Consider the following 25070-nt stretch of genomic DNA (forward strand, 5'->3'; position numbering starts at 1 on the left):
GCACGGCATGGCCGCCAACTGGCCCGAGCTGCTCGCGCACTGCCGACATGCCGCATTGGAGCCCGAGGCGCTGGTGGACCAGTTGCTGAAGGCCGAAGGGGCCGAGCGGCAGGTGCGCTCAATCGGCTACCAGATGAAGGCCGCGCGCTTCCCCGCGCACCGCGACCTCGCAGGGTTCGAGTTCGGCAACAGCACCGTCGATGAAGCGCTGGTGCGCAGGCTCCACAGCACTGCCTTCACCGAGACCGCGCACAACGTCGTCTTCATCGGCGGGCCTGGCACCGGCAAAACGCATTTGGCCACGGCGCTGGGCGTGGAGGCCATCCAACGTCACGGCAAGCGGGTTCGCTTCCACTCGACGGTGGAGTTAGTCAACGCGCTGGAGGCCGAGAAGGCGGCCGGCAAGGCCGGCCAGATCGCGCACCGGCTGATGTACGCCGACCTGCTGATCTTGGACGAACTGGGCTACCTGCCGTTCAGCCAGGCCGGCGGCGCGCTGCTCTTCCACCTGCTGTCCAAGCTCTACGAGCACACCAGCGTGGCGATCACCACGAACCTGAGCTTCGGCGAATGGAGCAGCGTCTTCGGCGACGCCAAGATGACCACGGCGCTGCTGGATCGTCTCACTCATCACTGCCACATCGTCGAGACCGGCAACGAATCCTGGCGCTTCAAGCACAGCAGTTCAACGGCAGCCACGAGACCCAAGTCTTCCAATCCACGCAAGAAAGGAGCTTCATCCAAGGACGAGAATCAATCCCAATCTACTGACGCAGGCACCTTGGGGTAGCCTCTAGCAGTGGGTCAGTATTGCGTGATCGCGGTGGGTCAGTTCGATGCAATCGCCAACAGCGACGTCGCCGTACTGATCGGCATGAATGGCTCCGGCAAGTCCCAGGTGATGGAGCTCATCGCCGAGGTCTTCTCTTACCTGGAGCGCAAGCAACGCCCGGACTTCCGCGTCAGAGAACCGCTCGGATACGACTTTCGTGTCACATACCAGTTGTCGTCGGTCCTTTTTCAGGGAAGCCGCCGCTATGCGATCGATTCTCGAGGCGGCATTCAGGTTGAGGTCTACGAATCGCCCACCAATCCGGGAGTGGCGCAGCTCAACCTGCCAAACGCTTGGCTTCCTGTCCAGGGCATTGATGGGCTGGATGACGTAGTGTTGCCTCGACTCGTTGGGTACGCATCAGGTCTCTCCGAGAACTTGCAACGACCCTTCATGAGAAACGCTTTGCAGTTTCACGACGTGATCCGGGTGCGATCCAGGCTGAAAGAGGAACTCGCCCAGCCTCACGTGGACGAACGTCGGACGATTGAAATCAATCGAAGATTTTTGACTCGGCACCGTGGGGTCTTTGGCGCGGAGGGCGAGGCCGATGGCCCGGAGCTGTTCCGCCTGCGGGAATCTGACACCGTTGCCCCCAAGAGTCTGTTCCTCGACTACGACTGTTCGGCGTTGCTCATCGCGCTCTTGGGCATGTTGCCCGCCGGTGACCGAAATGCGATTTGGGGTGAGATACCGTTTCGGCATCCATCACGCGCCATCATTCGGTTTGACCTGAGGAGCCAGTCCACTGCCGGCGACAACGCGCGCGATATCCAGAGGCTGATCGAGCTGGCTGGCCCTGACAAGCTGAAGCCACTTTCGGCGAAAGCATCGGAGGAGCAGTTCGAGTTGGTCCAACTGGAGTACCTTGCTGGCGACATTGAACTCGACTTTACCGACCCGCAGGTTCTTGGGCGTATGCATGACAACGCGCGCAGTCCGAGTCAGTGGTTCGCAGCGCTCTACAAGCTGCAGCTTTTGGGCGTGAGCGCCTGGTCAGGCGAGGTTAAGAAGTCGCTGAGGAAAGACGGCTTCCAGGGGCACGTGAAGAAGCCCCTCAAGGGGAAGCTGCCACTGTCGGTGCAAGAGCTCTGGATGTCTGACGGACAACGCGAGGTAGCGCTTGATGACCTGAGTGACGGCGAGCTTCAACTTTTGCTCACGCTTGGTGCGGTCCGGCTGTTCGGTGACGATGAGACCTTGTTTCTCTTCGACGAACCGGAAACTCATCTCAATCCCAGTTGGCGAACGCGCTTCCACTTGGACTTCGAGCAAGCCAACCGGGCACACGGTTCTGCACAGGCTTTGGTTTCGTCGCATTCCCCGTTTCTGGTTTCGTCTCTGCCGAAACATGCGATCTACCATTTCAAGAAGACCGATCAGATGACTTCTATGGAAACGCCGGACAGCGAGACTTTCGGCGCATCGTTTGAGCTGCTGATCAAGAGACATTTCGACTTGAAGGCAGCGATCTCAGAAACGGCCATCCAGGACATCAGAGGGAAGCTGGCTGACAACAAGTTGAGCACCGAGGACAAGCTCGCATGGCTGGAAGAGTCGGTGGGTGACTCGTTTGAGCGCTCCTATCTGATCAACAAGCTGAGGGGTGAATAGTGCTTTTTGCCATCAGACCGGCCCTTGAGCAATCCAAGGTGTTTGACGGGTTGAACCGGTTTCTCCGCGAGTTGATGATGGCGGCTCTGGAAGGGCGGGCCTTTGATCCCGGTGCGCTGCCAGTGGGCTTGCACGCCGCTGTCGATGGCAACCAAGCAACGCGGGACCTAGCTACTGCGTTGCGTGAGGTTCTGGTCGGGTTGGAGCAAGAGCGAAAGACCGCTCTGATAAGGGAGCTCCTTCTTGACAGAGAGCCATGTAACTTTTTGACTGATCGCGCGCTGGCGGTGCCTGTCATTCCTGATGGTGTTTTCTCCCCTCTGAAACAACTGTCGGTTCATCTGTTCGGGCGGACCGCAAAGCTCGTCGGCGTGGAGGCATGCTGCGGAGAGTGCATCAACGATCACTGCTCACGATTTCGCGCCGCCGCAGCACCAGGAAACGGCAATGTCTGCTGTGTCTGCGGCACAGAGTATTTGGCACAGGTCCGGGCGGGCGTAGTCGAGAACGAACAGTGGCGCGGTCCGTACGACCACTTGCTGGCGAAAGACGAGTACCCGCTCTTTGGTGTCCATCCGGGGAACCTGCTGCCGATTTGCCACACATGCAACTCCAAGTCCAAGCTGGCGAAGGACTTGCTGCACAAAGATGGCCAACGACGACTGAGCTTCTCGCCCTGGACCGAGTGCGCCTTACCTGCGGAGGTAGTGGTCACAATTGATGACGCCGACGTTTTCCCGCGGGTTGTTGTCCACCTTCTAGGAGGCTCTGTTGACCGGCAGGATAAGCTGGATACTTGGAACGAGGTCTACCAGATCAAGAACCGCATCGAAGGTGAATTCCTTGCACTGCGGGAAAAGGTCGCCGAGGACGTGACATCCGATAGCGAAGCAGAGTTCATGGCGGATCTCGAAAGGCGGGCGCAGGCCAAATCGGGCGCTTGCAGGGTGAGTCCCTTCAACTACTGGAGGGCGCGGGTCTATTGTTCTGTATATGCCATGGACCAAGCAAGCCGCGAAGCCCTTCGACTTGCGATTCGGCAATCCAGTCCGCCAGCCCAAGCTTTGGAGAACCTGTTCTTCAACTGACGCCGATACTGGCTCAGGCCGACACAGGATTGGAATTCAGAGTCATCTACCCATGTCGGACAAACGCTGATGAAGCAGTTCTCCATATTGGGCCAACTTCCAACGTGGTCGGCAGGTAGGGGTTGGCTTTACCTAAGCCTGCAATAGCTTTTCCGAACTCTATTCTTTTCGTCAGGTCAGAATTGGCTCAATTTTTCCGAACTCTATTCCATGTTTCCGAACTCTATTCCGTCGTACCACGAGCCGCCACAGGCCTTCATCGTCGATTTAGACGGCACCTTGGTAGACACCTTGGGGGACTTTGTAGCTGTTCTAGAGCGGGTGTTGACAGGCCTGGGCCTGGCGGCGGTGGATCGCGGATTCGTCGAGCTGACGGTCGGACGCGGCAGCGAACATTTGATCCGCAGCTGCCTGGCGCGGGTGGGCGGCGATCCTGCCTTGTATGAGCAGGCTTGGCAGCAGTATCAAATGCAATACCGTGTCCTCAATGGCCAGTTCTCCGAGGTCTACCCAGGCGCGCGCGAGGGACTGCAGCGCCTGCGCTGCTTGGGCTTGCCGATGGCCTGTCTGACCAACAAGCCGGCGGCCTTTGCACGTGAGTTGCTGTCACAAAAAGGGCTGGACGGCTATTTCGACAAGGTCTTTGGCGGCGACGACTTTGAGCGCAAAAAGCCCGATCCCCTGCCGCTGCTAAAGACTTGCGAGGCTCTGGGCTCGGCCCCGGCGAGGACCTGGATGATTGGCGACTCCAGCAATGATGCGCAGGCGGCCCATGCGGCGGGATGCCCCGTCGTGCTGGTGAGTTATGGCTATAACCATGGTGAGCCTATCGGCAGCGTGCCGGCACAGCAATATGTGGACCGCTTGGACGAGATCAAGCTGCCTTAGCTTCTTCCTGAGCGTTCCTTGACCGTGCCCAGCAAGGCGTTCTTCAGTTGTTCATCGGCGGGCAGTTTGCCCAGCCAGATGCGCAACAGCGCCGAGTAGAACTCGGGCTCTTTGATCGGCGCGCCCTGCGGCTTGCCGTTCAGCAGCACCACAGAGCCGGTGCCGGGGATGAAATCGATCGAAAAATGTTCGCCGGCACTCAGGCTCTTGCGGCTTGAAAAGATCTCGGCGACCCGAAGCACGCCATTGATGGTCTTGGCGAATTCCTCGCGCGAGGCGTTTTGTTCCATGCCCTCGCAGCACGGCAGGAGCAGCTTCAGTATGCCGCTTAGCAGGGGCTCTGTCTGCACAAGACGTCACACAGGGCTGATACACTGAAAGCACTATGTTCATCACGCGCAACTTCATCAAAGGGTCTCACGACCGGGGAGCCTGGCCCTGGCGTCGCCCGCCCGTTGCTCTTTGGATGACGCTCAGCTCGCTGCCCGCTATCGCTCGATAAATAGAGCCCGGTCAGCCCCGAGCGCCCTGTTTCTCTGCGGCGCGCCCCACACAAGACGGCGCGCCCCTGCAAGGGTTTGACTTGATGATGACCGAACTTGAATTCAAAAGCCTGGCCGCGCTGGGCTTTAACCGCATCCCTTTGATCAGCGAGGCCTTCGCCGATCTGGAGACCCCACTCTCGCTTTACCTCAAGCTCTGCTCGGGCGCCGGTGCCTACGGAGGGCAAGGCGGCCGCAACAGCTTTTTGCTGGAGTCTGTCGTCGGCGGCGAGCGCTTTGGGCGTTACTCCTATATCGGGCTGCCGGCCCGCACCGTGCTGAAGAGCCGGGGCCAGCTGACCGAGGTGATACGCGACGGCCAAGTCGTCGAAACTCACAGCGGCAACCCGCTCGACTTCATCGCTGCCTACCAGCAGCGCTTCAAGGTCGCGCTGCGGCCCGGCATGCCGCGTTTTTGCGGCGGCTTGGCCGGCTACTTCGGCTATGACGCGGTGCGCTATATCGAGCCCAAGCTCGCCAAGACAGAAATGCCCGGCGGCATCGATACACCTGATGTGATGCTGGTGCAATGCGAGGAGTTGGCGGTCATCGACAACCTCAGCGGCAAGCTCTATCTGATTGTCTATGCCGACCCGAGCCAACCCGAGGCCTTTTTCAAGGCTCAAAAGCGCCTGACCGAGTTGCGCGACAAGCTCGCTTATAGCGTCTCGGCGCCGCTGGTCAAACGCGGCCAAGCGCACCCGGTTGAGCGTGAATTTGCCAAGGCCGACTATCTGAGCGCGGTTTTGCGAGCCAAGGAATACATCGCCGCCGGCGACATGATGCAGGTGCAGATTGGCCAACGCTTGCGCAAGCGTTACACCGAATCTCCACTGAGCCTGTACCGCGCACTGCGCTCGCTGAACCCCAGCCCGTATATGTATTTCTACGATATGGGTGACTTCCAGATTGTTGGTGCCTCGCCCGAAATCCTGGTTCGCCAGGAGCATTCGCCGGACGGCGACAAGGTCACCATCCGCCCCTTGGCTGGCACCCGCCCGCGAGGCGGCACTCCAGAGCAGGATCTGGCCCTGGAGCGCGAGCTCAAAGCCGACCCCAAGGAGTTGGCCGAGCATCTGATGCTGATCGACCTGGCCCGCAATGACATCGGCCGCATCGTCAAGACCGGCTCGGTCAAGGTGACCGATGCTTTTGTGGTCGAGCGCTACTCGCATGTGATGCATCTGGTCAGCAATGTCGAGGGCTTGCTGAAGGACGGCATGAGCAACTTGGACGTGTTCCGCGCCAGCTTCCCCGCAGGCACCTTGAGCGGCGCGCCCAAGATCCGCGCAATGCAGATCATCGATGAGTTGGAACCGGTCAAGCGCGGCATCTATGGCGGCGCGGTCGGTTGCCTGAGCTTTGCCGGCGATATGGACCTGGCGATTGCGATCCGCACCGGCATCATCAAGGATGAGACGCTTTATGTGCAGGCGGCGGCCGGCGTGGTGGCCGATTCGGTGCCCGAGTTGGAATGGGCCGAAACGGAAGCCAAGGCCAGAGCCTTGATCCGCGCGGCTGAACTTGTTGAAGAGGGGTTCTGATGCGCCCCCACGTTCATATTCATTCACTGCCCCCCGAGGGGGTGCATGCCTCCTTTGGGGCGGCCCGGCAGGAGGCATGACATGTTGTTAATGATTGATAACTACGACAGCTTCACCTTCAACTTGGTGCAGTATTTTGGGGAACTGGGCGCCGAGGTGCGCGTTGCCCGTAACGACGAGATCACGCTGGCCGAGATCGCGGCGATGAAGCCCGATCATCTGGTGCTCTCGCCCGGCCCTTGCTCGCCGGCCGAGGCCGGCATCTGCGTCAGCGCGATCCAGCATTTCATGGGCAAGCTGCCGATTCTGGGCGTTTGCCTGGGGCACCAGAGCATGGGCGCGGCGCTGGGCGGCAAGATCATCCGAGCGCAGCGCCAGATGCATGGCAAGGCCAGCACGATCACCACCGACCAAAAGGGCGTATTCAAGGGTCTGCCCAAGGACTTCAGCGTCATCCGCTATCACTCGCTGGTGATTGAGGAGGCCTCAATGCCCGAGGTGCTGGAGATCACAGCACGCAGCGAAGACGGCGAGATCATGGGCGTGCGCCACCGCGATTTGGCCGGTACGGCCACGCCGCTGGAGGGCGTGCAGTTCCACCCGGAGTCCATCTTGAGCGAGCATGGACACGCGATGTTGAAGAATTTTCTAACGCTGGCGCTGTAGGCCATGAAGACTGTCGATTTCCGCAGCGATACGGTGACGCAGCCAACGACGGGCATGCGCGACGCGATGGCCGCAGCGCCGCTGGGCGACGATGTGTTCGGCGACGACCCCAGTGTCAACGCGCTGCAGCAGGCCGTCGCCGAGCGGCTCGGTTTCGAGGCGGCGCTGTTCATGCCTACCGGCACGCAGAGCAATCTGTGTGCGCTGATGACACATTGCCAGCGCGGCGACGAGTACATCGTCGGCCAGTTTGCTCACACCTACCGCTGGGAGGGTGGCGGTGCCGCGGTCTTGGGCTCCATCCAGCCGCAGCCACTGAATCACCAGCCGGACGGTTCGCTCTTGCTCTCGGAGGTCGAAGCGAGCATCAAGCCGGACGATGTGCATTTCGCCCGTAGCAAGCTGCTGACGCTGGAGAACACCATAGGCGGCAAGGTGCTGCCGCTGCCCTATTTGTCCGATGCCTCGGCCTTGGCGCAAAAGCATGGGCTGGCTCGCCATTTGGACGGCGCGCGTCTGTTCAATGCGGCAGTGGCCGCCGGCGGTGACCCTTACGTCGCCGCCCACGAGATAACGCAATACTTCGACAGCGTGTCGGTTTGCTTCTCCAAGGGCCTGGGCGCCCCGGTCGGCTCGGTCTTGTGCGGCTCAGCCGCCTTCATCCAACAGGCCAAGCGCTGGCGCAAGATGTTGGGTGGCGGTATGCGCCAGGCTGGCGTGTTGGCGGCAGCGGCACATTACGCGCTCGACCACCAGGTCGCGCGGCTTGGCTTTGACCATGCGCTGGCGCAGCGTCTTGCGGCCGGCCTTCAAGGCCTGGCCGGCGTGACGGTTGAAGCGCCGCAAACCAATATCGTGTTTGTAGAGGTGGCAGGCCCCAGGGCCGCCGGCGTCATCGATCACTTGAAGGCGCGCGGCGTCTTGGCCACCGGCCTCTACAAGCTGCGCTTCGTCACGCACCTGGATGTGGACGAAACCGCGGTGGATCAAGCCATCTCGGCGATGCGCGAGTATTTCGCAGGATAAACAGGACTGGATTCAAGATGCCTTTTACCGACCAAGAAGCGCTGACCCGCGTCATCGAACACCGCGAAATCTTTCACGACGAAATGCTCACCCTGATGCGCCGCATCATGGCCGGCGAGATGTCGCCGGTGATGGCTGCGGCCTTGTTGACCGGCCTGCGAGTCAAGAAGGAAACCATTGGTGAAATTACCGCCGCCGCGCAGGTGATGCGCGAGCTGTCGACCAAGGTGCCGCTGGAGACTGCGGCCCACCCGCATCTGGTTGACGTGGTCGGCACCGGCGGCGACGGTGCGCACACCTTCAATATCTCGACCTGCTCGATGTTTGTCGCTGCCGCCGCTGGCGCGCAGGTCGCTAAACATGGCAATCGCAGCGTTTCCAGCAAGACCGGCAGCGCCGATGTGCTGGAAGCCTTGGGCGCCAACATCATGCTGACGCCGGCCCAGGTGGCGGCTTCGGTGGCGCAAACCGGCATCGGTTTCATGTTCGCGCCCAACCACCATCCGGCGATGAAGAATATCGCGCCGGTGCGGCGTGAATTGGGCGTGCGCACCATCTTTAACATCCTGGGTCCACTGACCAATCCGGCCGGCGCGCCCAATATTTTGATGGGTGTGTTTCACCCCGATCTGGTCGGTATTCAGGTGCGCGTGATGCAGCGCCTGGGCGCCGAACACGCGCTGGTCGTCTACGGCAAGGACGGCATGGACGAAATCTCGCTCGGCGCCGCGACGCTGGTGGGCGAGCTGAAAAACGGCGAGGTGCGCGAGTACGAAATTCACCCCGAGGATTTCGGCATGGCCATGGCCTCGAACCGCACGCTGAAGGTGGCTGGCCCGGAGGACTCGCGTTTGATGCTGATTGGGGCCTTGAACAACGAAGAAGGCCCCGCACGCGACATCGTGATCCTGAACGCCGGCGCAACGCTTTACGCTGCCAATGTGGCCGACTCGATCGCCAGCGGCATACAGCTGGCCCGCGCGGCGATCGCTTCGGGCGCGGCGCGCGCGAAGCTGGATCAATTCGTCAGCAGCACACAAACCCTGGGCCGAGGCTGAAATGTCCGACATCCTGCGCCGCATCGTCGCGGTCAAACATGAAGAGCTGTTGCGCTCGCGCAAGCAGCGTTCCTTAGTCAGCATGCGTGAAGAGGCCGAGGCCAGGCATGACCGGCGCGGTTTTGCGGCCGCGCTGCGCTCCAAAGTAGCGGCTGGCCAAAGCGCGGTGATCGCCGAGATCAAGAAAGCTTCGCCCAGCAAGGGCGTGCTGCGCGCCGACTTCCAGCCCGCCGCTATAGCCGAGAGTTATGCCAAACATGGCGCGGCTTGCCTGAGTGTGCTGACCGACGAGCAGTTCTTCCAAGGCTCGGTCGCTTACCTGAACCAAGCGCGGGCGGCCTGCGACTTGCCGGTCTTGCGCAAGGACTTCATGGTGGACGAGTACCAGGTCTTCGAGGCCGGTGCGATGGGGGCGGATTGCATTTTGCTGATCGCTGCATGCTTGGACGATGCGCAAATGGCCGACCTTGAGGCCGTGGCGTTCAGCCTCAAGCTCGACGTGTTGGTGGAGGTGCATGACGGCGAAGAGCTTGAGCGTGCGCTGCGTTTGAAGACGCCGCTGGTCGGCATCAATAACCGCAATCTGCGCACCTTCGACGTGACACTGGACACCACGCTGGGCTTGCTGGACCGGGTGCCGGCGGATCGCTTGTTGGTGACCGAGTCTGGCATCCTGGGCGCTGCCGATGTGCAGCGCATGCGGGACGCGAATGTGCATGCTTTCTTGGTCGGAGAGGCCTTTATGCGGGCACTTGACCCGGGTGCTGCCTTGGCGGCGGTGTTTGCTTGAGATGAGCGAATGGCTTGGGCTTGATGGCGGTTGGCAGCCCATCGTCGACGCTTGGCGCGCAAGCCCGGCCGGCCAGCAACTGCAAGAGTTTCTGGCGCAGCGCAAATCAGCAGGCGCAACTGTCTATCCTCCCGAGCCTTTGCGGGCCTTGCGCCTAACGCCGCTTTCACAGACCCGGGTGGTGATTCTGGGGCAAGACCCTTATCACGGCGCAGGTCAAGCCGAAGGGCTGGCTTTTTCGGTGCCAGACGGCGTCAAGGCACCGCCCAGTTTGCGCAATATCTTCAAGGAGTTGCAGCGGGACCTGGGCCAGCAGCCGCCGATGTCGGCCAGCCTTTTGCCCTGGGCGCAAGGCGGTGTGCTGCTCGTGAACACGGTCCTGACGGTGGAAGAAGCTGCGCCGGCCAGCCACGCCAACAAGGGCTGGGAGGCGCTGACCGATGCCTTGACCCTGGCCGCAGCCGCTGAAACCCGGCCCAAGGTCTTCATGCTCTGGGGCGCACATGCGCAGGCCAAGGCGAGCGTGATCGCGGCTGCCGGCCCGCAGCATCTGATTTTGCGGGCCAATCATCCGTCGCCCTTGTCGGCGCTGCGCCCGCCCGCGCCCTTTATCGGTTGCGGGCATTTCTCGCAAGCGGCGGCCTGGTTGGCCGAGCGGGGTGTACGGCTGGACTGGGCGCTGTGATCAGGCCAGGACCAGCTCGAACAGCCGTGCGATATGGCTGGCCTGCAATTGCTCTTGGCGGCTCCACATATGTTTTTGCTGGCAATGGGCCAGCCACAGCACGGCCACCATTTCGCCCTTGACGTAGAGCGGCAGTTCGATGCGTGAAAGCGTTCCTGCGGCTTGGGGCAGGGTGCTGAGTTCGGTTTTGCAGGGGTGGTTGCTCACCGTGCCCAGTGCCTGCAGCTTGGGCGTTGCATTCAACCAGTCCAGGTAGCGCGCTTGCTCGGGCCGGCGCAGGCTCGGGTAGCCGCCCGTTTGGGCTTGCGTCGGTTCACCGACCCACCAAAACTGCAGCCGATCCAGACACAGGATTTGCTGTGCTTCGGCGCACAGCTGGGTCAGTGCGCTCAGGCGGTCGCCCCAAGTTTGGATTTTCCAGCGGCGCATCGATAGGCTCAGCAACTGGCCTTCGGCGGCTTGGCGGGCTGGGTCGAAAAGGCTGGCCAGCCCTGGTCGCACCGGGCTGCTCAGGCGCTCGATCTCGGCTTGCAGGTTCAGATGTTGCCAGAGATGGGGTATCGCCGCCTCTTTATCGCCTTGTTGCTCATGCAATTTGGCCAAGAGCAGATGGGCCTGGCTTTGCTGCGGGCGGGAGTGAATGCGATTGGCCAGCAGTAGTCCATGCTCGGTGCTGCGGATGGCGCCGGCGCGGTCGCCGCGGGCCAAGGAGATATCGGTCCAGGTGCGGCTGGCGGCGGCTTCGAGCCAGCTGTGGCCAAGCTTGGCTGCAATGCTCAAGGCCAGCCGACAGTCCACCGTCGCCCAATCAAGCCGACCGCGCGCAAGGGCCGCGCGCGCCAATTGCCAATGCGCCTCGGCCTCGTATTCGCGGTGTTGGCCGCGCCGCGCCGCAGCCAGTCCATGGCTGAAATGCCGCTCGGCATCGTCGAGCTCTTGGGTTTCGAAATGGCCGACACCAATATTCAAGGCCAGTTTGGCGGCCAGATAGCTGTCATCGGCCGCGCCCAGCAATTGGGCGGCCTCGCCATGCACTTCGCGGCCGCGCGCCCAAGCGCCAAAAGCGTAATGAATCTGGCCCAGGCCGATGCGCGCAGCGGCGCCGGCGCGCGCGTCGGGCACGGCGGCTGCCAACTCGGCCGATTGATTCCAATGCTCGGTGGCCTCAAAGTATTCGCCTTGTTGGTAGGCGATGCGGCCCAAGGCCTCATGCAGGCGTGCCCCCTGCAAGGGATGCGCGTCCGCGTCCAAGTCGGCCTGTGCCTGCACCAGCGCCGCTTGCAACTCCAAGGCGCGGCCGCGATGTTCCAGAAGATAGAAATGTGCGTACAGCGCATCGCTGGCCGCAGCATGTCGGCCGGCGGCCTTGGCCGAATGCTCAAGTGCAGCCAGGCGCAGCAGGGCGCTGTTGGGGTGGCGCTGCGCCACCCTTGAGAGGCGCTTCAGGACTTCGGGGGGCAGGGCGTCGGCTTCTGTCACGGGCTGGCTAGATCAAGGGTTGGCAGGGCGTTGTCAGCGCATTTGCGGGGCCTTGGCGCTGGCTTTGCGGCTGGCGCGGCGGGTCCAAGACCGCAAGGATAGCCGTTGTGCTCGCCGGCCTTCACCAAACGTGGCCGGGCGGTGCTGCTGCGGGGTCGAAAAGCTGCTGCCACAGCCGCATGGCAAGGGGTTTGCCCTAAGGTAAACACCAATGCCAGTTTCATTGACTGGCATTATTTTTGGTATTAGACTGGTATCGCTATGACATTCACGCTCGACTCCACCCGTACCCAAATTCTTGCTCAGCCAGACGCTGCGCCGCGCTTTCTGATTGGCGTTGACGGTGGCGGCACCGGCACGCGGGTCAAGCTGGCTGATTTGCAGGGCAAAGTCCTGGGCCTTGGTGATGCGGGTCCGTCAGCCTTGGGGCAGGGGGCCGAGCAGGCTTGGCGCCATATTCAACAGGCCGTAGAGGCGGCAGCGGCGCAGGCGGGTTTGGCGACTTTGGCGCCCATTGACTGTGCCATTGGGCTTGGTCTTTCTGGCGCCGGTGTGCCATCTCAAGCGGCCGAATTTTTGGCGCGCCAGCCCGGTTATGCCGCGCTGGCTTTGGATAACGATGGCTTCACGACCGTCTTGGGCGCCCATGCCGGTCAGCCGGGTGCGGTTGTGGCCTCGGGCACCGGCTCGGTCGGCGAGGTCTTGCGTCGTGATGGCTCGCGCGGCGTGGCTGGTGGCTGGGGCTGGATTGCCGGCGACGAAGGCAGCGGCGCTTGGCTGGGCTTGAAGGCGATCCGCCACGCTTGCCAGGCGATGGACGGCCGGGTGCCGGCCAGCCCCTTGGCGCAGGCGGTCTGGGCGGTGGCGGGCTCGACAACCGAGGCCATGCTCGCCTGGGGTGCCGTGGCCGGCCAGCATGCCTATGCCAGCTTGGCGCCTTTGGTGTTTGATTGCGTTGGCAGTGATCCGGTTGCGGCCGGCTTTGTCGCCGAGGCGGTGTTTGAGCTGGAAAAGCTTGCGCTGGCCCTGGATCCTGAAGCCAGCCTGCCCTTGGCCTTGTGCGGCAGTATTGCCGTGCGCTTGGCGCCTGAATTTTCCGCCGCCTTGCGCGCTCGGTGCGTGGCGCCCTTGGGCGACTCGGCCGATGGTGGTTTGCATCTGGTGCGCGGCTTACTTCAACGCACAGTCAACTGAGCGAAATTGACATGACCTTCCAATTCAAAGCCGACCCGGACGCCGCGTCGCCGCTGTATATGCAGTTGGCGCACAAGCTGGCGCAGGCGATTCGGCAAGGGGAGTACCACGCCGAGGAGGCGCTGCCGTCCGAGCGGGTGCTGGCGGAGTCGCTTGAGCTGTCGCGAGTGACGGCGCGCAAGGCGATCGACCGTTTGGTCGAGCAGGGCTTGATCATCCGCAAGCGCGGCTCGGGCAATTACATCGCGCCCAAGCTGGAGCAGCCGCTGTCGCGCCTGACCAGTTTTTCCGAGGAGTTGCATCAGCGCGGCTTCAAGCCCAGCTCGCGCTGGCTGTCGCGCAGCTTCACTCCGGCGGCACCCGATGAGCAGCTGAGCCTGGGGCTGGGTACCGGCGAGCGCGTGGCGCGCCTGGAGCGCCTGCGCTTGGCCGATTCGGTGGTGATGAATTACGAAGTGACGGTGATGCCGGAGGCGGTTTTGCCCGATCCGATGGCGGTGCAGGCTTCGCTGTACGAGCATCTGGCCACCTTGGGTGTAGCGCCGGTGCGGGCCTTGCAACATATTCGGGCCATCAATGCCGACGCCAAACTGGCCGGCTTGCTGGAAGTGCCGGTCGGGCAGGCGGTCTTGTTCATCACGCGGGTCGGCTATCTGGAATCGGGTTTGGCGGTGGAGCTGACGCATTCATATTGCCGCAGCGACTACTACGATTTTGTTGCCGAGATGCGGCGCGAGGGGTAAGGCTTTGGCTCAGCTAATAGACGGCTACGTGCTGACACCGCAGGGTTTTGTGCGCGGTTTTGTCGAGATCAACGAGGGCCGAATCAGCCGTATTGAGGGCGAAGCCGTCACCGAGGCCCAAGTCCGCCACGATAAGCTGGCCCTGCCCATCGTGCTGCCGGGTTTCATCGATGTGCATGTGCATGGCGGCGGCGGCCACGACACGATGGAAGGCGGCGACGCCGCGCTGCAGATGTCGCGCCTGCATGTCAAGCATGGCACGACGGCGATGTTGGCCACCACCATGACCGCACCGCTGGCCGATATCGAATCGGCCTTGACGGCCTTGGGTCCGGTCTGCCGTGAGCGCGCGCCCAATGCTGCCCGCATCTTGGGCGTGCACCTCGAAGGCCCTTACATCAACCCGGGCAAGCTGGGTGCGCAACCCGACTTTGCCAAGCCGGCCAGCATGGAAGAAATCCAGGCGCTGAATGCGCTGGCGCCGATCAAACTGATCACCTTGGCGCCTGAGATGGCCGGTACGTTGGAGTTGATTGGCGAGCTGCGCGCGGCCGGCTTCCAGGTGCAGATCGGCCATACGGCCGGCACCTATGAAGACGGCGTGGCGGCGATCAACAAGGGCGCGGGCGGTTTCACGCATCTATTCAACGCGATGACCGGCCTGCATCACCGCGAGCCCGGCATGGTCGGCGCGGCCTTGGCCCATGCGCGTTACGCCGAAATCATCCCCGATCTGCTGCATGTGCATCCGGGTGCGATCCGCGTCGCAATGCGTTCGATTCCCTGCACCTTTTGCGTGACCGACTCGACCGCCGCCGCCGGCATGCCCGATGGCGACTACAAACTTGGCAGCCACACCGTGACCAAATGCATGGGCGGCGTTCGCTTGCCCGATGGCACCTTGGCCGGCAGCACGCTGACCATGGACCAAGCGCTGCGCAATCTGGTTTGGCTGGGCTTGGAAATCGAAGACGCATCCAAGCGCGTCTCGACCTATGCGGCCGACTACCTGGGCCTGAGCGATCGAGGTCAGTTGGTGGTTGGCGCCTGGGCAGATGTGGTCGTGATGAACCGTGAACTGCAGTTGCAGCGCGTGATCGTAGAAGGTGAAGAAATTGAACTCGCGTGAGCGCCTGCCGGCGCGCGCTTACGCCTCCCGCATGCAAGAAGAGGCGCTGGGCGCCCCGGCAGCCGTCGCGTACCAGCTGGCCCATGATCGCAACGCCTATGCCGAACTCGGCGAGGCGCTGCGCGAGCAGCCGCCCAGCAGCTTGTTGACCGTGGCGCGCGGCAGCTCCGACCATGCCGCGCATTACATGGCCTATCTGATGATGGCGCGCATGGGGCGGCTGGTGACTTCGCTGCCGATGTCGCTGGTGACGCTGTACCAAAGCAAGATTCGCTGCGAGGGACTGGTGTCTTTTGCGTTTTCGCAATCGGGCCAAAGCCCTGACCTGATCGCGCCGACCCGGTTCTTCCGCGCCGGCGGTGCTCGCACGGTGGCCTTTGTCAATGCCGAGGGCTCGCCGCTGGCCGAAGCCGCGCAGTTCGTCTTCCCGCTACACAGCGGCCCCGAGCTGAGCGTGGCTGCGACCAAGAGCTATATCTGCCAGCTGGTGGCCGGTGCCCGTGTCGTGGCCGCTTGGAGCGCTGATGATGATTTGCAGGCCGCGCTGGAACAGTTGCCGGCGGCCCTGGAGCAAGCCGCGCAGCAGCGTTGGGATGTGGCCGTCGAGGTCTTGAAGGATGTCGACAAGCTCTTTGTCATCGGGCGCGGCACCGGCTACGCGGTGGCGATGGAAGCGGCATTGAAATTCAAAGAAACCTGCGGTATCCAGGCCGAGGCTTTCTCGGGCGCCGAGGTCAAGCATGGGCCGATGGCGCTGGTGGAACAGGGTTATCCGATGCTGGTGTTCGCGCCGCGCGGCCCGGCGCAAGCCGGCTTGCTGGCCTTGGCCGAAGAGATGCGCGGCCGTGGTGCGCGCGTACTGCTGGCCGCACCTGCCGGCATTGCCAAGGAAGTAGGCGCCGAGCTCACGCTGAGTTGCACCGGCAACGAGGACCTCGATCCGATCGCCGTGGTGCAGAGTTTTTATCCGATGGTGGAAGCCCTGGCCCGCGCACGCGGCCGCAACCCCGATTCGCCGCCGCATCTGGCCAAAGTCACCAAGACCAACTGATTGATTGCCCCTGTTATGACAGCATTCCACCCCGGCCAACTCGTAATGGTCGATATCCAGGGCAAGTCCCTGGACGCCGCCACCGCCGCCTTCCTGCGCGACAACCAAGTTCGCGCCGTTTGCCTGTTCCGCAAGAACCTCGGCACCGAAGCCGAAGTCCGCCAACTGACCCGTGACTTGCGCGCCGTGATGGGCCCCACAGCCCTGATCGGCCTCGACCAAGAGGGCGGTTCGGTGGTGCGCGCGACCTTCTTGCCGCAAGCGCCTTCGGCGATGGCGCTGGGCGCGGCCGATGATGAGGCCTTGGCCGAGCAGGTTGGCGCGGGTGTGGCGCGCGGCTTGGCCAGCATCGGCGTGAACTGGAATTTCGCGCCCGTGCTGGACATCAACAACAACCCGGCCAACCCGGTCATCGCCGAGCGCAGCTTTTCTGAAGATGCCGATGATGTGACCCGTTTGGCCGGCGCCTGGATGCGCGGTTCGCTCAAAGAAGGCGTGGCCTGCTGCGTCAAGCATTTCCCCGGTCACGGCGACACCCATGTGGACTCGCACCTGGCGCTGCCGACGGTGGACAAGAGCCGCGCCGAGCTGGACGCGCTCGAGCTGCGGCCTTTCAAGGCCTTGAGGGACGAAGCACCGGCGGTGATGACCGCCCACATCGTCTACCCGCAGATCGACCCCGAGCACCCCGCCACGCTGTCGACCAAAATTTTGCGCGACATCTTGCGCAATGAATGGGGCTACGACGGCGTCGTCATCACCGATGCCTTGATGATGAAGGCGATTTTCGAGCGCTATGGCTACGCCCGCGCGGCGGTGATGGCCATCCAAGCCGGCGCCGACATGATCTTGGCCCAGGGCGATCTGGAAGAGCAGGGCAAGTCGATTCAAGCACTTAACGACGCCTTCGCCAGCGGCGAGTTGACGGCCGAGCAGGGCCGCATTGCCTGTGCGCGCTTGGACAAGCTGGCGCTGGCCTACCCGGTGCGCCACGACGACTATCAAGGGGCTCCTCGCGAGGCCGATGACGTCCTGATGCGCAAAGCTTGGGCCGCCGGCCTGACCGCGCTGCGCGGCGCCACGCCGCCGGCACTGAATGCAGCCTTGCGCGTGTTCGTGCAGCCCGAGGTGCCTACCGATGGCGTGTCTGAAGCCGGCCCCTTGGGCCAGCAGATCGTCGAGTTGTTTGCCGAGTTTCCGAACGCGCAGATTCAGTATGTCGACGACATCCTGAATTTGGACTGGGCCCAAGTGCCGCAAGACGGCCGCCTCAATATCGTGGCCTCCACGCATCGCATGCGCTACGGCGCTAACGCTCAAACTTGGCGGCCTGATTTGCACCTGGTGTTGTGGAACCCGTTTCAGGCCCATGACGTGCCGGCGCCAACTGTTGTGACCTGGGGTTATGCCGATGGCGCTTTGGCGGGCCTGAAGGCGTGGCTGGAAGGGCGCGCCAGCGCCACGGCCACATCGCCCGTGAACCTGGACTGAACCCGGACATCCCATGAGCTCATCCACATTGACCGCCAAGCCGCCCATGAACCCGTCCTCCGGCAAGGCGCGCACACCCGCGACCTGGGTGCTGAGCCTGTATTTCCTGCAGGGCCTGCCCTTCTTCATGGTCAATGTGGTGGCCGGGCTGATGCTCAAGAGCCTGGGGGTCTCCAACGAAGACATCACCCGCTGGACCGGCTTGCTGGGCTTGGCCTGGGTGTTCAAGCCCCTGTGGAGCCCATTGCTGGAATTGGCGCCGAGCAAAAAATGGATGGTGATTGCCTTTCAAGGCGTCGGCGCCGTAGCCTTGGGTTTGATCGCGCTGTCGCTCAATCTGCCTAACTTCTTTATTCTGTGCATCGCCTTGTTGGCGGTCGCGTCGATCGCCTCGGCCTCGCATGACATCGTTTGCGATGGCCTCTACATCGCCACCTTGAACGGCAAGCAGCGCGCCGTCTGGGCCGGTTGGCTGGGTACCTGCTTCAACGGTTCCAAGTTGTTTGCGATGGGTGGCTTGGTAATTCTGGCCGGCCATCTGGAAAAGAGCGCCGGCCCCGTGGTTGCTTGGGCAACGGTGTTCGCGATTGCCGCGCTGACCATGGCGGTGCTGGCCGGCTATCACGTCTGGGCCTTGCCGGACACGCGCAAGAGCGTTGAGGGTGATGCGGCTGGCGAGGTCGCCGGTACCTTGGGCGATGTGATCCGCAGCTTCTTCCAGTTGAAGGGCGTGTGGACGGCAATTGCTTTCATCTTGCTGTTCCGCGCCGGTGAGTCGCAGGTGCAGGCGCTCGGCCCGCTGTTCATGAAGGACGCGCGCGAGCTGGGTGGTTTGGGCATGGCGACCACCGATGTGGGCCTGTCATACGGCACAGCCGGCACGCTGGCCTTTTTGGCCGGCAGCATTGCTTCGGGTTATTTCACGGCCTGGTTGGGCCTGCGCCGCGCGATGTTGTGGCTGCTGCTGGCGATGAATCTGCCGAACTTCGCCTTTTATCTGCTGGCGATGTTCCAGCCGACGGAACTGTGGGCCATCTCGCTGGCCGTGAGCCTGGAAACCTTTGGTTATGGCTTCGGTTTCGTCGCGGTGATTTTGTTCATGATGCAGTTCGTCGCCAAGAGCAAGTATCAGACCGCGCATTACGCGATTGCGACCGGCTTCATGGCCCTGGGCTATGTGATTTTCAAGTCGGTCAGTGGCGATATCCAGAAGTTCTTGGGCTATCAGAATTTCTTCCTGTGGGTCTTGCTCTCGGCCGTGCCGGTGTTTCTGATGATGCGGATCTTGCCGATCCGCGAGGATGAAGAGGCGCAAGAAAGCAAGCCTGCAGCATGAGTCGCCTTGTCTTGAGGGGCATGCTGAGCTTGTTGGCATTTTGGGGCGCTGCCGCCTGGGCAGCCCCGGAGCGTTTTTTCGACGACTTCAGCTATGCCGACAACGCCGCCATGCAGGCCAAGGGATGGACGCCACGCAACAAAGCAGGTCACCCAGGCGTCGAGGGCGCGACCTGGAGTGCGGCTCAGTTCAGCCTGCTGGATGATCCCTTGAGCAAGGGCAATCGCCTCTTGCGCTTGGCGGCCAGCACCGATGGCAGCGGCGCCGGCACCACGCAGGCACAGTTGTGCCACGCCCGCAAATATCTAGAAGGCACTTACGCCGCCCGCATCCGTTTCAGCGACCAACCGGTGGCCGGCATTGACGGCGACCCGGTGATCCAGACCTTTTATGCGGTGACGCCGCTCAAGCACGACTTCGACCCCGAATTCAGTGAAATGGATTGGGAGTATTTGCCCAATGGCGGCTGGGGCAGCGAGAAGACGCGGCTTTACGGCATCGCTTGGCAGACCGTGCAACTGAACCCCTGGCAAGCGCATAACCAGCAACACGAAGAATTCGGCAGCCTGGACGGCTGGCATCAGCTGATGATGCAGGTCGCCGAAGGCCGCGTGAAACTGTTTCTGGATGGCCGGCAAATCGCCACTCACGGTGGGCGCACCTACCCGGTGTCTCCGATGTCGATCAATTTCAACCTCTGGTTCTCGCCCGGCGGGCTCTTGGCCAAGACCGAGCAGCCGCGTCGCTATGAACAGGATGTCGACTGGGTCTTCCACGCCCGCAATGAGGTCTTGAGCCCGGCGCAAGTGGATGCCGAGGTGGCCAAGTTCAGGGCGGCAGGTGTCAAGCAGACCGATAACGTGCCCGCAGCCAAGCCGGCCTTGAGTAGTCTTTGCGACTTCTGAGTCGCACTTATAAAAATCCGAGATGAGCGTCAACAAGAGATTCGCGTCGGTTGACGCGCTGCGCGGCCTGACGGTGGCGGCCATGTTATTGGTCAACAACCCCGGCAGCTGGAGTTTTGTCTATGGGCCGCTGGAGCATTCCGCCTGGCATGGCTGCACGCCGACCGATCTGATATTTCCTTTCTTCCTGTTTATCGTCGGCGTGTCGATTGCGCTGGCTTTTGGCGGCAGGATTGAGGCGGGTGCTCCAAACGCACCCATGGCGCAAACCGTGATCAAGCGCGCCTTGCGCATCGTCGTGCTCGGCATGGTCTTGCATGCGCTGGCTTGGTGGCTGATGAGTAAGCCCGAGTACCGCATTCCAGGCGTTCTGCAGCGCATCGGTCTGTGTTTTGCTTTTGTCGGGCTCGCCGCTATCTACCTGCGGGCGCGCGCGCAGTGGCTGCTGCTGGCAACGCTCTTGATTGGCTACGCCGGTCTGCTCACCTGGGGTGGCTCGCTCGAGAAGATCGGCAATATTGCCTCGCGCTGGGATGCGTTGCTGCTTGGGCGCTTTGCGCTCGAATGGGCGGCGGCGACCGGTATTGGTCATGATCCAGAAGGCCTGGTCAGCACCTTGGGCGCTTTGTCGACGACGTTGCTGGGCTTGATAGCGGGCCAGTACCTGCGCCGCGCTCAAATCCTCAACTTGATCGCACTTGGCTTGGGCTGCGCGATGTTGGGGCTGATCTGGGCCGAATGGTTGCCGCTGAACAAGCAGTTATGGACGTCCAGCTTTGTGCTGTGGACCGGCGGTCTCGGTGCCTTGGCCTTGGGGCTGGCGCATCAGTTGATCGACAAGACCGGCTGGCCGCCGATTGGCCGCAGCTTTGGCGTCAACGCGATCGCAGCCTATGCGGGCGCCTGGATGTGCACGGTGCTGCTGGAAGGTTTTGGCCTGATGAAGCCCCTCTACGCCAGCGCCTTCGGCTGGCTCGAGCCCTTGGTCGGGCCATATGGTCAGTCACTGGCGTTCGCACTGGCTTTCGTGGGCGTGTGGGCGCTGATAGTGCGAGAGCTGGATAGACGCAAAATCTACTTCAAGGTGTGAGGCTTCAAAGCGAGCTTCACTTGAAGCCTCTGCGGCCACTGCAATATTGAGCGAGTAGCGGGCTACTGCGGCTTGGAGCTTGAAGGATCGCTGCGTTCAACCTGTCTTGTAGCGGGTTCGAGGTCGCGAGCGACTCGCAAGCCAAAGAAGACGTAGACCGCATCTGGCTCGTCAGCATTGCGATGGCTGGTCCTGAGTGATTTCGGGTTGTCAAAATAGGAGCCGCCACGAAGGATGCGCTTTTCTTGCTTTGGTGAGCTGACTTGCCTCGCCAGGCCTGCAGGGTGAGCCCCTTGGTAGTTATCGTATTGGGCATCCTCGACCCATTCCCAAACATTGCCCTGCATATCATGCAGCCCAAAAGCATTCGGGATCTTTTGGCCGACCGGATGAGCTTCCCCGCCGCTATTGCCGTTGTACCAAGCAAAGTTCTTCAGGGTCTGAAACGCTTCATCTTGAGCCCGCGTGTCTTGCCCAGCGCGTGCCGCATACTCCCATTCAGCTTCGCTGGGCAGCCGGAAATTCAAGCCGGTGCGGCTGTTGAGCCTTTTCAAAAACTCTTGAGCCTGATTCCAGGTCACACGCTCAACCGGGCAGCGGCGGCCGCAGGAGGTATTGGCGCTGGGGTTCTTGCCCATGACGGCCTGCCATTCCGCTTGTGTGACCTCATATTTGCCCAGCAAGAAGCTGCGCAGTTTGACGGTGTGAACAGGTTGCTCCGATGGGCTCGCCGTGCTGCCCATATTGAAGCTACCGGAGGGAATCAAAACCATGCGCGGGCATGTGTCGCAATCCTTGATGCCCTGCCAAGGCCGGGAGCGCAGTGACTCAAGCATGTCTGTGCTGACGGTCGTGCTAGCGACGATCTCAGGAGCGGCGAGCCCTTCGGTCGTTTTCGCGGTCAATGAGGCCGGGGATGCTGGAAGACTCTTTGTAGTTTGGAGGGTGTGCGTGCTGGGCGCGCTGGCAATGACGGGTTGTACTGAATAGCGTTTAACCATCAGACAGGCACTGAAGAGCTGGGCCCGGGGCTCGGCATTGAGATCTTCCTCAACGGCGGGAAACCGCAGGCCGGGGATTCTTTCGCAGCCCGTCGCACCCCCGCTTTGACTGCTCGAGGAGCATCTCATCTGGTCGGGCAATGATATCGCCGGCGTGATCACCACCACCTTTGGCGGAACTTCCAAAAGGCTTGAGGCTCGGCAGGTATCAAGATCTAAGCGCAAGGCCAGAGATTCCGCCGACTCAGGAGTTTGGATACTTGAACAGCCCACAAAAAACCCCGAAATCAAAGTGAGCGCTGCCAGTTTCCAATACTTCATTCTTCGCCTCGGAGGTAGTAGAGTTGAGTCGGCTACAGAAAATTATGGCGCCGAGCCATAAGCAAGGCATCATAATTTGAATTTGTGAATATTTGTGACTGCACCCCCTTCAGGGGGTGTGGACATATCAAAAGCTGGCCGAAGCTTCCAGAATGAATAACTTGAAGAGCTGTTTGATGGGCTGAAGCTTCGATAAAAACTTTTCAGCTCCGGCCTTGCTTGTTTAGCTTCGGGCTAAGGTGTTTTTTTGGGAAAATTGCCATTTCTATGGGGAAGCAGTCGATGCGAGTCAAAAATATAGCCATCATTGGCGGAGGCACAGCCGGTTGGTTAGCTGCCAATCATTTGGCTGTGGAGCTTCGAGCGGAGCAAGACATCACCATCACTGTGATTGAATCCCCGGAGATTGGCATTATTGGTGTGGGGGAAGGTACGGTCCCGCACATCCGGAAATCATTGATGAAGTTTGGTATTTCGGAAGCCGATTTGTTGGCTACCTGCGATACGACCTTCAAGGTGGGTATCAAATTTGTTGATTGGATGGCCGCTGGGCCCTCCGGAATCGAAAATTTCTACTATCACCCCTTTTCTTCGCCTTACCCAGGCGGGATTGACACCAGCTCACTGTATTTGCAACAGGCTGAAACTACTGAATTTGCGGAAGTGACTGAAGTGCCCGGCTTGGCGGAGGCGATGAAAGCCCCCAAGAAAATAGAGTCCCCGCCGTTTGAGGGGCCGGTCAACTATGCCTACCATTTTAATGCCGTGAAGTTTGGCCAATTGCTGGCCAAGAATGCGGTGCAAAAATTGCGAGTTAAGCACAAGCTGGCCACCATCATTGATGCATGCCTGAATGAAAGGGGAGAGGTCGATTATTTGTTGACCCAAGAGGGCGAGCGCCTTCATTATGACTTTTACGTCGACTGCACGGGCTTTAATTCCCTGCTGCTGGGTAAACTTTACCAGGTACCCTTCGTTGATAAGTCGGCGCAGATATTGACTGATACGGCTTTGGCTGTACAAATTGCGACCGAGCCGGCTTGTGAAATTCCTCCCTACACACTTGCGAAGGCGCACCAAGCCGGTTGGCTTTGGGATATTCCTTTGACAAATCGGCGCGGAGTGGGCTTTGTTTACGCCAGTGCGCACATGACGCAAGAGCAGGCCCTGCAGGGCTTGGCGGCGCATCTTGGCATGGATGCAGAACGGCTCTCGCCGCGCAGAATCCCGATGAAAATCGGCTATCGCGAGAAATTTTGGTGCAAAAACGTGGTGGCTCTAGGCTTGGCCCAAGGCTTTGTGGAGCCTTTGGAGGCGACCTCTATTTTTGTAACTGACTTGGCCGCCGATTTGTTTGCTAGAAACTTCTCGGTTGACAAGTCCGGCATGTCAGTTGCCGCGGATTATTGCAACAAAGTCATCTCATACACGTGGGAGCGTGTAATGGATTTTGTTCAATTGCACTACTGCATTTCAGACCGGCGCGACTCCGACTTTTGGCGCCTAAATACCATGGAGCCCAAGTTGTCGGATGTTTTGACGGAGCGACTTGCTATGTGGAAATTCAATGCCCCCAAAAAATCTGACTTCTTCAGTCGTTTTGATTTATTTGACGTGGAGAACTTTCTGTTTGTTTTGTACGGTATGAAATACAAAACGATCAAGAAAAACATGACGCAAGCAGAGCTGCAAGCCTTCACGCGTGAGCTTCAAAACGTCAGGAACACAGAAAGTTTTTTGGCCAAGGAACTCATCGGTCACCGCGAATGGATCGATGGATTTTTGGCAGCTTACAAAAGCATGCGCCCTGCTTGATTCATCCATGCGCAGTGCAGCTCTTTTTATATCAAAGTAAATCATGATTAATAAAATTTCTGTTCGCATGCCGCCTGATATTCAGTCCGTGACAGTGGGCGGGCATCAGGTCGTTTTTATCGATGACTTTTTGACAGAACCCGAGTTGATGCTTGCGGCTGCCAGTGGAAGCAAGTTTCTCCCTTGCCCGGGTTTTGATCAGAAAAAAGGATATCCAGGTATCCGTGCAACGGCGCCGGCCGAGTATTCCAATGCCTTGGTCGAATTGGTGGACCCGTTGATCAAAATGAATTTCCAAGTGCCGGAGCATCTTGATTTACGAAAGAGTGAATGTGAGTTTTCACTGACAACGGTGGCGCCCGATGGTTTGGGCATGATGCAAAGGACGCCGCATTTTGATTCGGTATCACCGCACCATATGGCCGTACTTTTGTATTTGTGTGGTCCGGAGCATGGGGGGACCGGTTTTTATCGACATGTGGCCACCGGTATTCAAAGAGTCACGCCTGAGAATTGCCGGCATTATTCAGATGTCTATTGCGAGGAGTTGCGTGAGGCCGATCCAAGCCCGAGGTACTTTGATGACTCCGATCAACGTTTCACATTCTTAGGGATGATGCCAGCCCGCTTCAACCGTTTGGTGTTGTACCCAGGCAGCTTGTTGCACAGCGCTTGCATCAATCCGAGTATCGGCATTTGCGATGACCCACGCAAAGGGCGTTTGACTGTGAATACTTTTTTCGATTTTTGATAACACCAAGCTCAAATAAAAAAAGCCCGGC

Annotated in this window: 23 protein-coding genes; 20 read left to right on the forward strand and 3 right to left on the reverse strand. The window is 60.7% G+C overall.

The genetic code is table 11. The annotated features are described in order from the left end of the window. The 4 genes from istB to gph all read left to right on the forward strand — a co-directional run. The coding region (istB, locus tag PRZ03_RS16825) for an IS21-like element helper ATPase IstB (RefSeq protein WP_409993973.1) at positions 1-790 on the forward strand (790 nt) is incomplete at its 5' end. A gap of 33 nt (positions 791-823) precedes the next feature. Then, the gene (locus PRZ03_RS23975; protein ID WP_273601425.1) at positions 824-2446 is read left to right on the forward strand and encodes an AAA family ATPase; all 1623 of its coding nucleotides are present in this window, start codon (positions 824-826) and stop codon (positions 2444-2446) included. Further along, positions 2446-3534: a hypothetical protein gene (locus PRZ03_RS16835; RefSeq protein WP_273601426.1), complete on the forward strand. Its 1089-nt coding sequence runs from the start codon at positions 2446-2448 to the stop codon at positions 3532-3534. The genes PRZ03_RS23975 and PRZ03_RS16835 overlap by 1 nt, the downstream gene beginning before the upstream one ends. A 210-nt stretch (positions 3535-3744) precedes the next feature. Then, entirely contained in the window at positions 3745-4422 is a 678-nt protein-coding gene (gene gph, locus PRZ03_RS16840; RefSeq protein WP_273601427.1) for a phosphoglycolate phosphatase, read from the forward strand. On the opposite strand, the gene PRZ03_RS16845 is transcribed toward gph, so the two are convergent. Further along, a complete protein-coding gene (locus PRZ03_RS16845; protein WP_273601428.1) occupies positions 4419-4712 on the reverse strand; it encodes a chalcone isomerase family protein in 294 nt (97 codons plus the stop codon). The two genes, gph and PRZ03_RS16845, sit on opposite strands and share 4 nt — an antisense overlap. A 296-nt stretch (positions 4713-5008) precedes the next feature. Between PRZ03_RS16845 and trpE the strand changes: the two genes are divergently transcribed. From trpE to PRZ03_RS16875, 6 genes are all read left to right on the forward strand, one after another. Then, a complete protein-coding gene (trpE, locus tag PRZ03_RS16850) occupies positions 5009-6508 on the forward strand; it encodes an anthranilate synthase component I (RefSeq protein ID WP_263535929.1) in 1500 nt (499 codons plus the stop codon). 81 nt (positions 6509-6589) lie between these two features. Further along, complete coding sequence (locus PRZ03_RS16855) at positions 6590-7174, forward strand: anthranilate synthase component II (protein ID WP_273601429.1); 585 nt, start codon at positions 6590-6592, stop codon at positions 7172-7174. A 3-nt stretch (positions 7175-7177) separates the two neighbouring features. Further along, positions 7178-8200 (forward strand): low-specificity L-threonine aldolase, encoded by a 1023-nt coding sequence (gene ltaE, locus PRZ03_RS16860; RefSeq protein ID WP_273601430.1) that lies wholly within the window; start codon positions 7178-7180, stop codon positions 8198-8200. Positions 8201-8217: 17 nt separating this feature from the next. Continuing rightward, a complete protein-coding gene (gene trpD, locus PRZ03_RS16865; protein ID WP_263535932.1) occupies positions 8218-9258 on the forward strand; it encodes an anthranilate phosphoribosyltransferase in 1041 nt (346 codons plus the stop codon). Between the two features lies 1 nt (position 9259). Next, the gene (gene trpC, locus PRZ03_RS16870) at positions 9260-10048 is read left to right on the forward strand and encodes an indole-3-glycerol phosphate synthase TrpC (protein WP_273601432.1); all 789 of its coding nucleotides are present in this window, start codon (positions 9260-9262) and stop codon (positions 10046-10048) included. Position 10049: 1 nt separating this feature from the next. After that, entirely contained in the window at positions 10050-10733 is a 684-nt protein-coding gene (locus PRZ03_RS16875; RefSeq protein ID WP_273601433.1) for a uracil-DNA glycosylase, read from the forward strand. Here the strand turns inward: PRZ03_RS16875 and PRZ03_RS16880 are convergent, their stop codons facing one another. Next, positions 10734-12212 (reverse strand): tetratricopeptide repeat protein, encoded by a 1479-nt coding sequence (locus tag PRZ03_RS16880; RefSeq protein ID WP_273601435.1) that lies wholly within the window; start codon positions 12210-12212, stop codon positions 10734-10736. Positions 12213-12473: 261 nt separating this feature from the next. Between PRZ03_RS16880 and PRZ03_RS16885 the strand changes: the two genes are divergently transcribed. From PRZ03_RS16885 to PRZ03_RS16920, 8 genes are read left to right on the forward strand one after another with little or no spacing between them, the layout of a single operon-like run. Then, complete coding sequence (locus PRZ03_RS16885; RefSeq protein ID WP_273601436.1) at positions 12474-13406, forward strand: glucosamine kinase nucleotide-binding domain-containing protein; 933 nt, start codon at positions 12474-12476, stop codon at positions 13404-13406. 11 nt (positions 13407-13417) lie between these two features. Beyond that, positions 13418-14149 carry a GntR family transcriptional regulator gene (locus PRZ03_RS16890; protein WP_263535937.1) on the forward strand — a complete coding sequence of 244 codons (732 nt, stop codon included), beginning with the start codon at positions 13418-13420 and terminating at the stop codon, positions 14147-14149. 4 nt (positions 14150-14153) lie between these two features. Further along, positions 14154-15278, forward strand: coding sequence for an N-acetylglucosamine-6-phosphate deacetylase (gene nagA, locus PRZ03_RS16895; protein WP_273601437.1), 1125 nt, complete (start codon positions 14154-14156; stop codon positions 15276-15278). A gap of 31 nt (positions 15279-15309) precedes the next feature. Then, on the forward strand, positions 15310-16329 hold the full coding sequence (locus PRZ03_RS16900) for an SIS domain-containing protein (RefSeq protein WP_273601560.1): 1020 nt from the start codon (positions 15310-15312) through the stop codon (positions 16327-16329). Between the two features lie 15 nt (positions 16330-16344). Further along, on the forward strand, positions 16345-17820 hold the full coding sequence (gene nagZ / locus PRZ03_RS16905) for a beta-N-acetylhexosaminidase (protein ID WP_273601438.1): 1476 nt from the start codon (positions 16345-16347) through the stop codon (positions 17818-17820). A gap of 13 nt (positions 17821-17833) precedes the next feature. Beyond that, on the forward strand, positions 17834-19156 hold the full coding sequence (locus PRZ03_RS16910) for an MFS transporter (RefSeq protein ID WP_273601439.1): 1323 nt from the start codon (positions 17834-17836) through the stop codon (positions 19154-19156). After that, positions 19153-20061: a glycoside hydrolase family 16 protein gene (locus PRZ03_RS16915; protein ID WP_263535941.1), complete on the forward strand. Its 909-nt coding sequence runs from the start codon at positions 19153-19155 to the stop codon at positions 20059-20061. The genes PRZ03_RS16910 and PRZ03_RS16915 overlap by 4 nt, the downstream gene beginning before the upstream one ends. Before the next feature lie 22 nt (positions 20062-20083). After that, positions 20084-21151 (forward strand): acyltransferase family protein, encoded by a 1068-nt coding sequence (locus PRZ03_RS16920; RefSeq protein WP_273601440.1) that lies wholly within the window; start codon positions 20084-20086, stop codon positions 21149-21151. Between the two features lie 62 nt (positions 21152-21213). Here the strand turns inward: PRZ03_RS16920 and PRZ03_RS16925 are convergent, their stop codons facing one another. Continuing rightward, positions 21214-22473: a formylglycine-generating enzyme family protein gene (locus tag PRZ03_RS16925; protein ID WP_273601441.1), complete on the reverse strand. Its 1260-nt coding sequence runs from the start codon at positions 22471-22473 to the stop codon at positions 21214-21216. A 282-nt stretch (positions 22474-22755) separates the two neighbouring features. Here PRZ03_RS16925 and PRZ03_RS16930 point away from each other — a divergent pair, with 282 nt between their 5' ends. Both PRZ03_RS16930 and PRZ03_RS16935 read left to right on the forward strand, forming a co-directional pair. Then, entirely contained in the window at positions 22756-24288 is a 1533-nt protein-coding gene (locus PRZ03_RS16930) for a tryptophan halogenase family protein (protein WP_273601442.1), read from the forward strand. A gap of 43 nt (positions 24289-24331) precedes the next feature. Continuing rightward, positions 24332-25039 (forward strand): DUF6445 family protein, encoded by a 708-nt coding sequence (locus tag PRZ03_RS16935; protein WP_273601443.1) that lies wholly within the window; start codon positions 24332-24334, stop codon positions 25037-25039. Positions 25040-25070 lie beyond the last annotated feature (31 nt).

It is taken from the genome of Roseateles albus, assembly GCF_028595345.1.
GTDB classification, from domain to species: Bacteria; Pseudomonadota; Gammaproteobacteria; order Burkholderiales; family Burkholderiaceae_C; genus Paucibacter_A; species Paucibacter_A albus.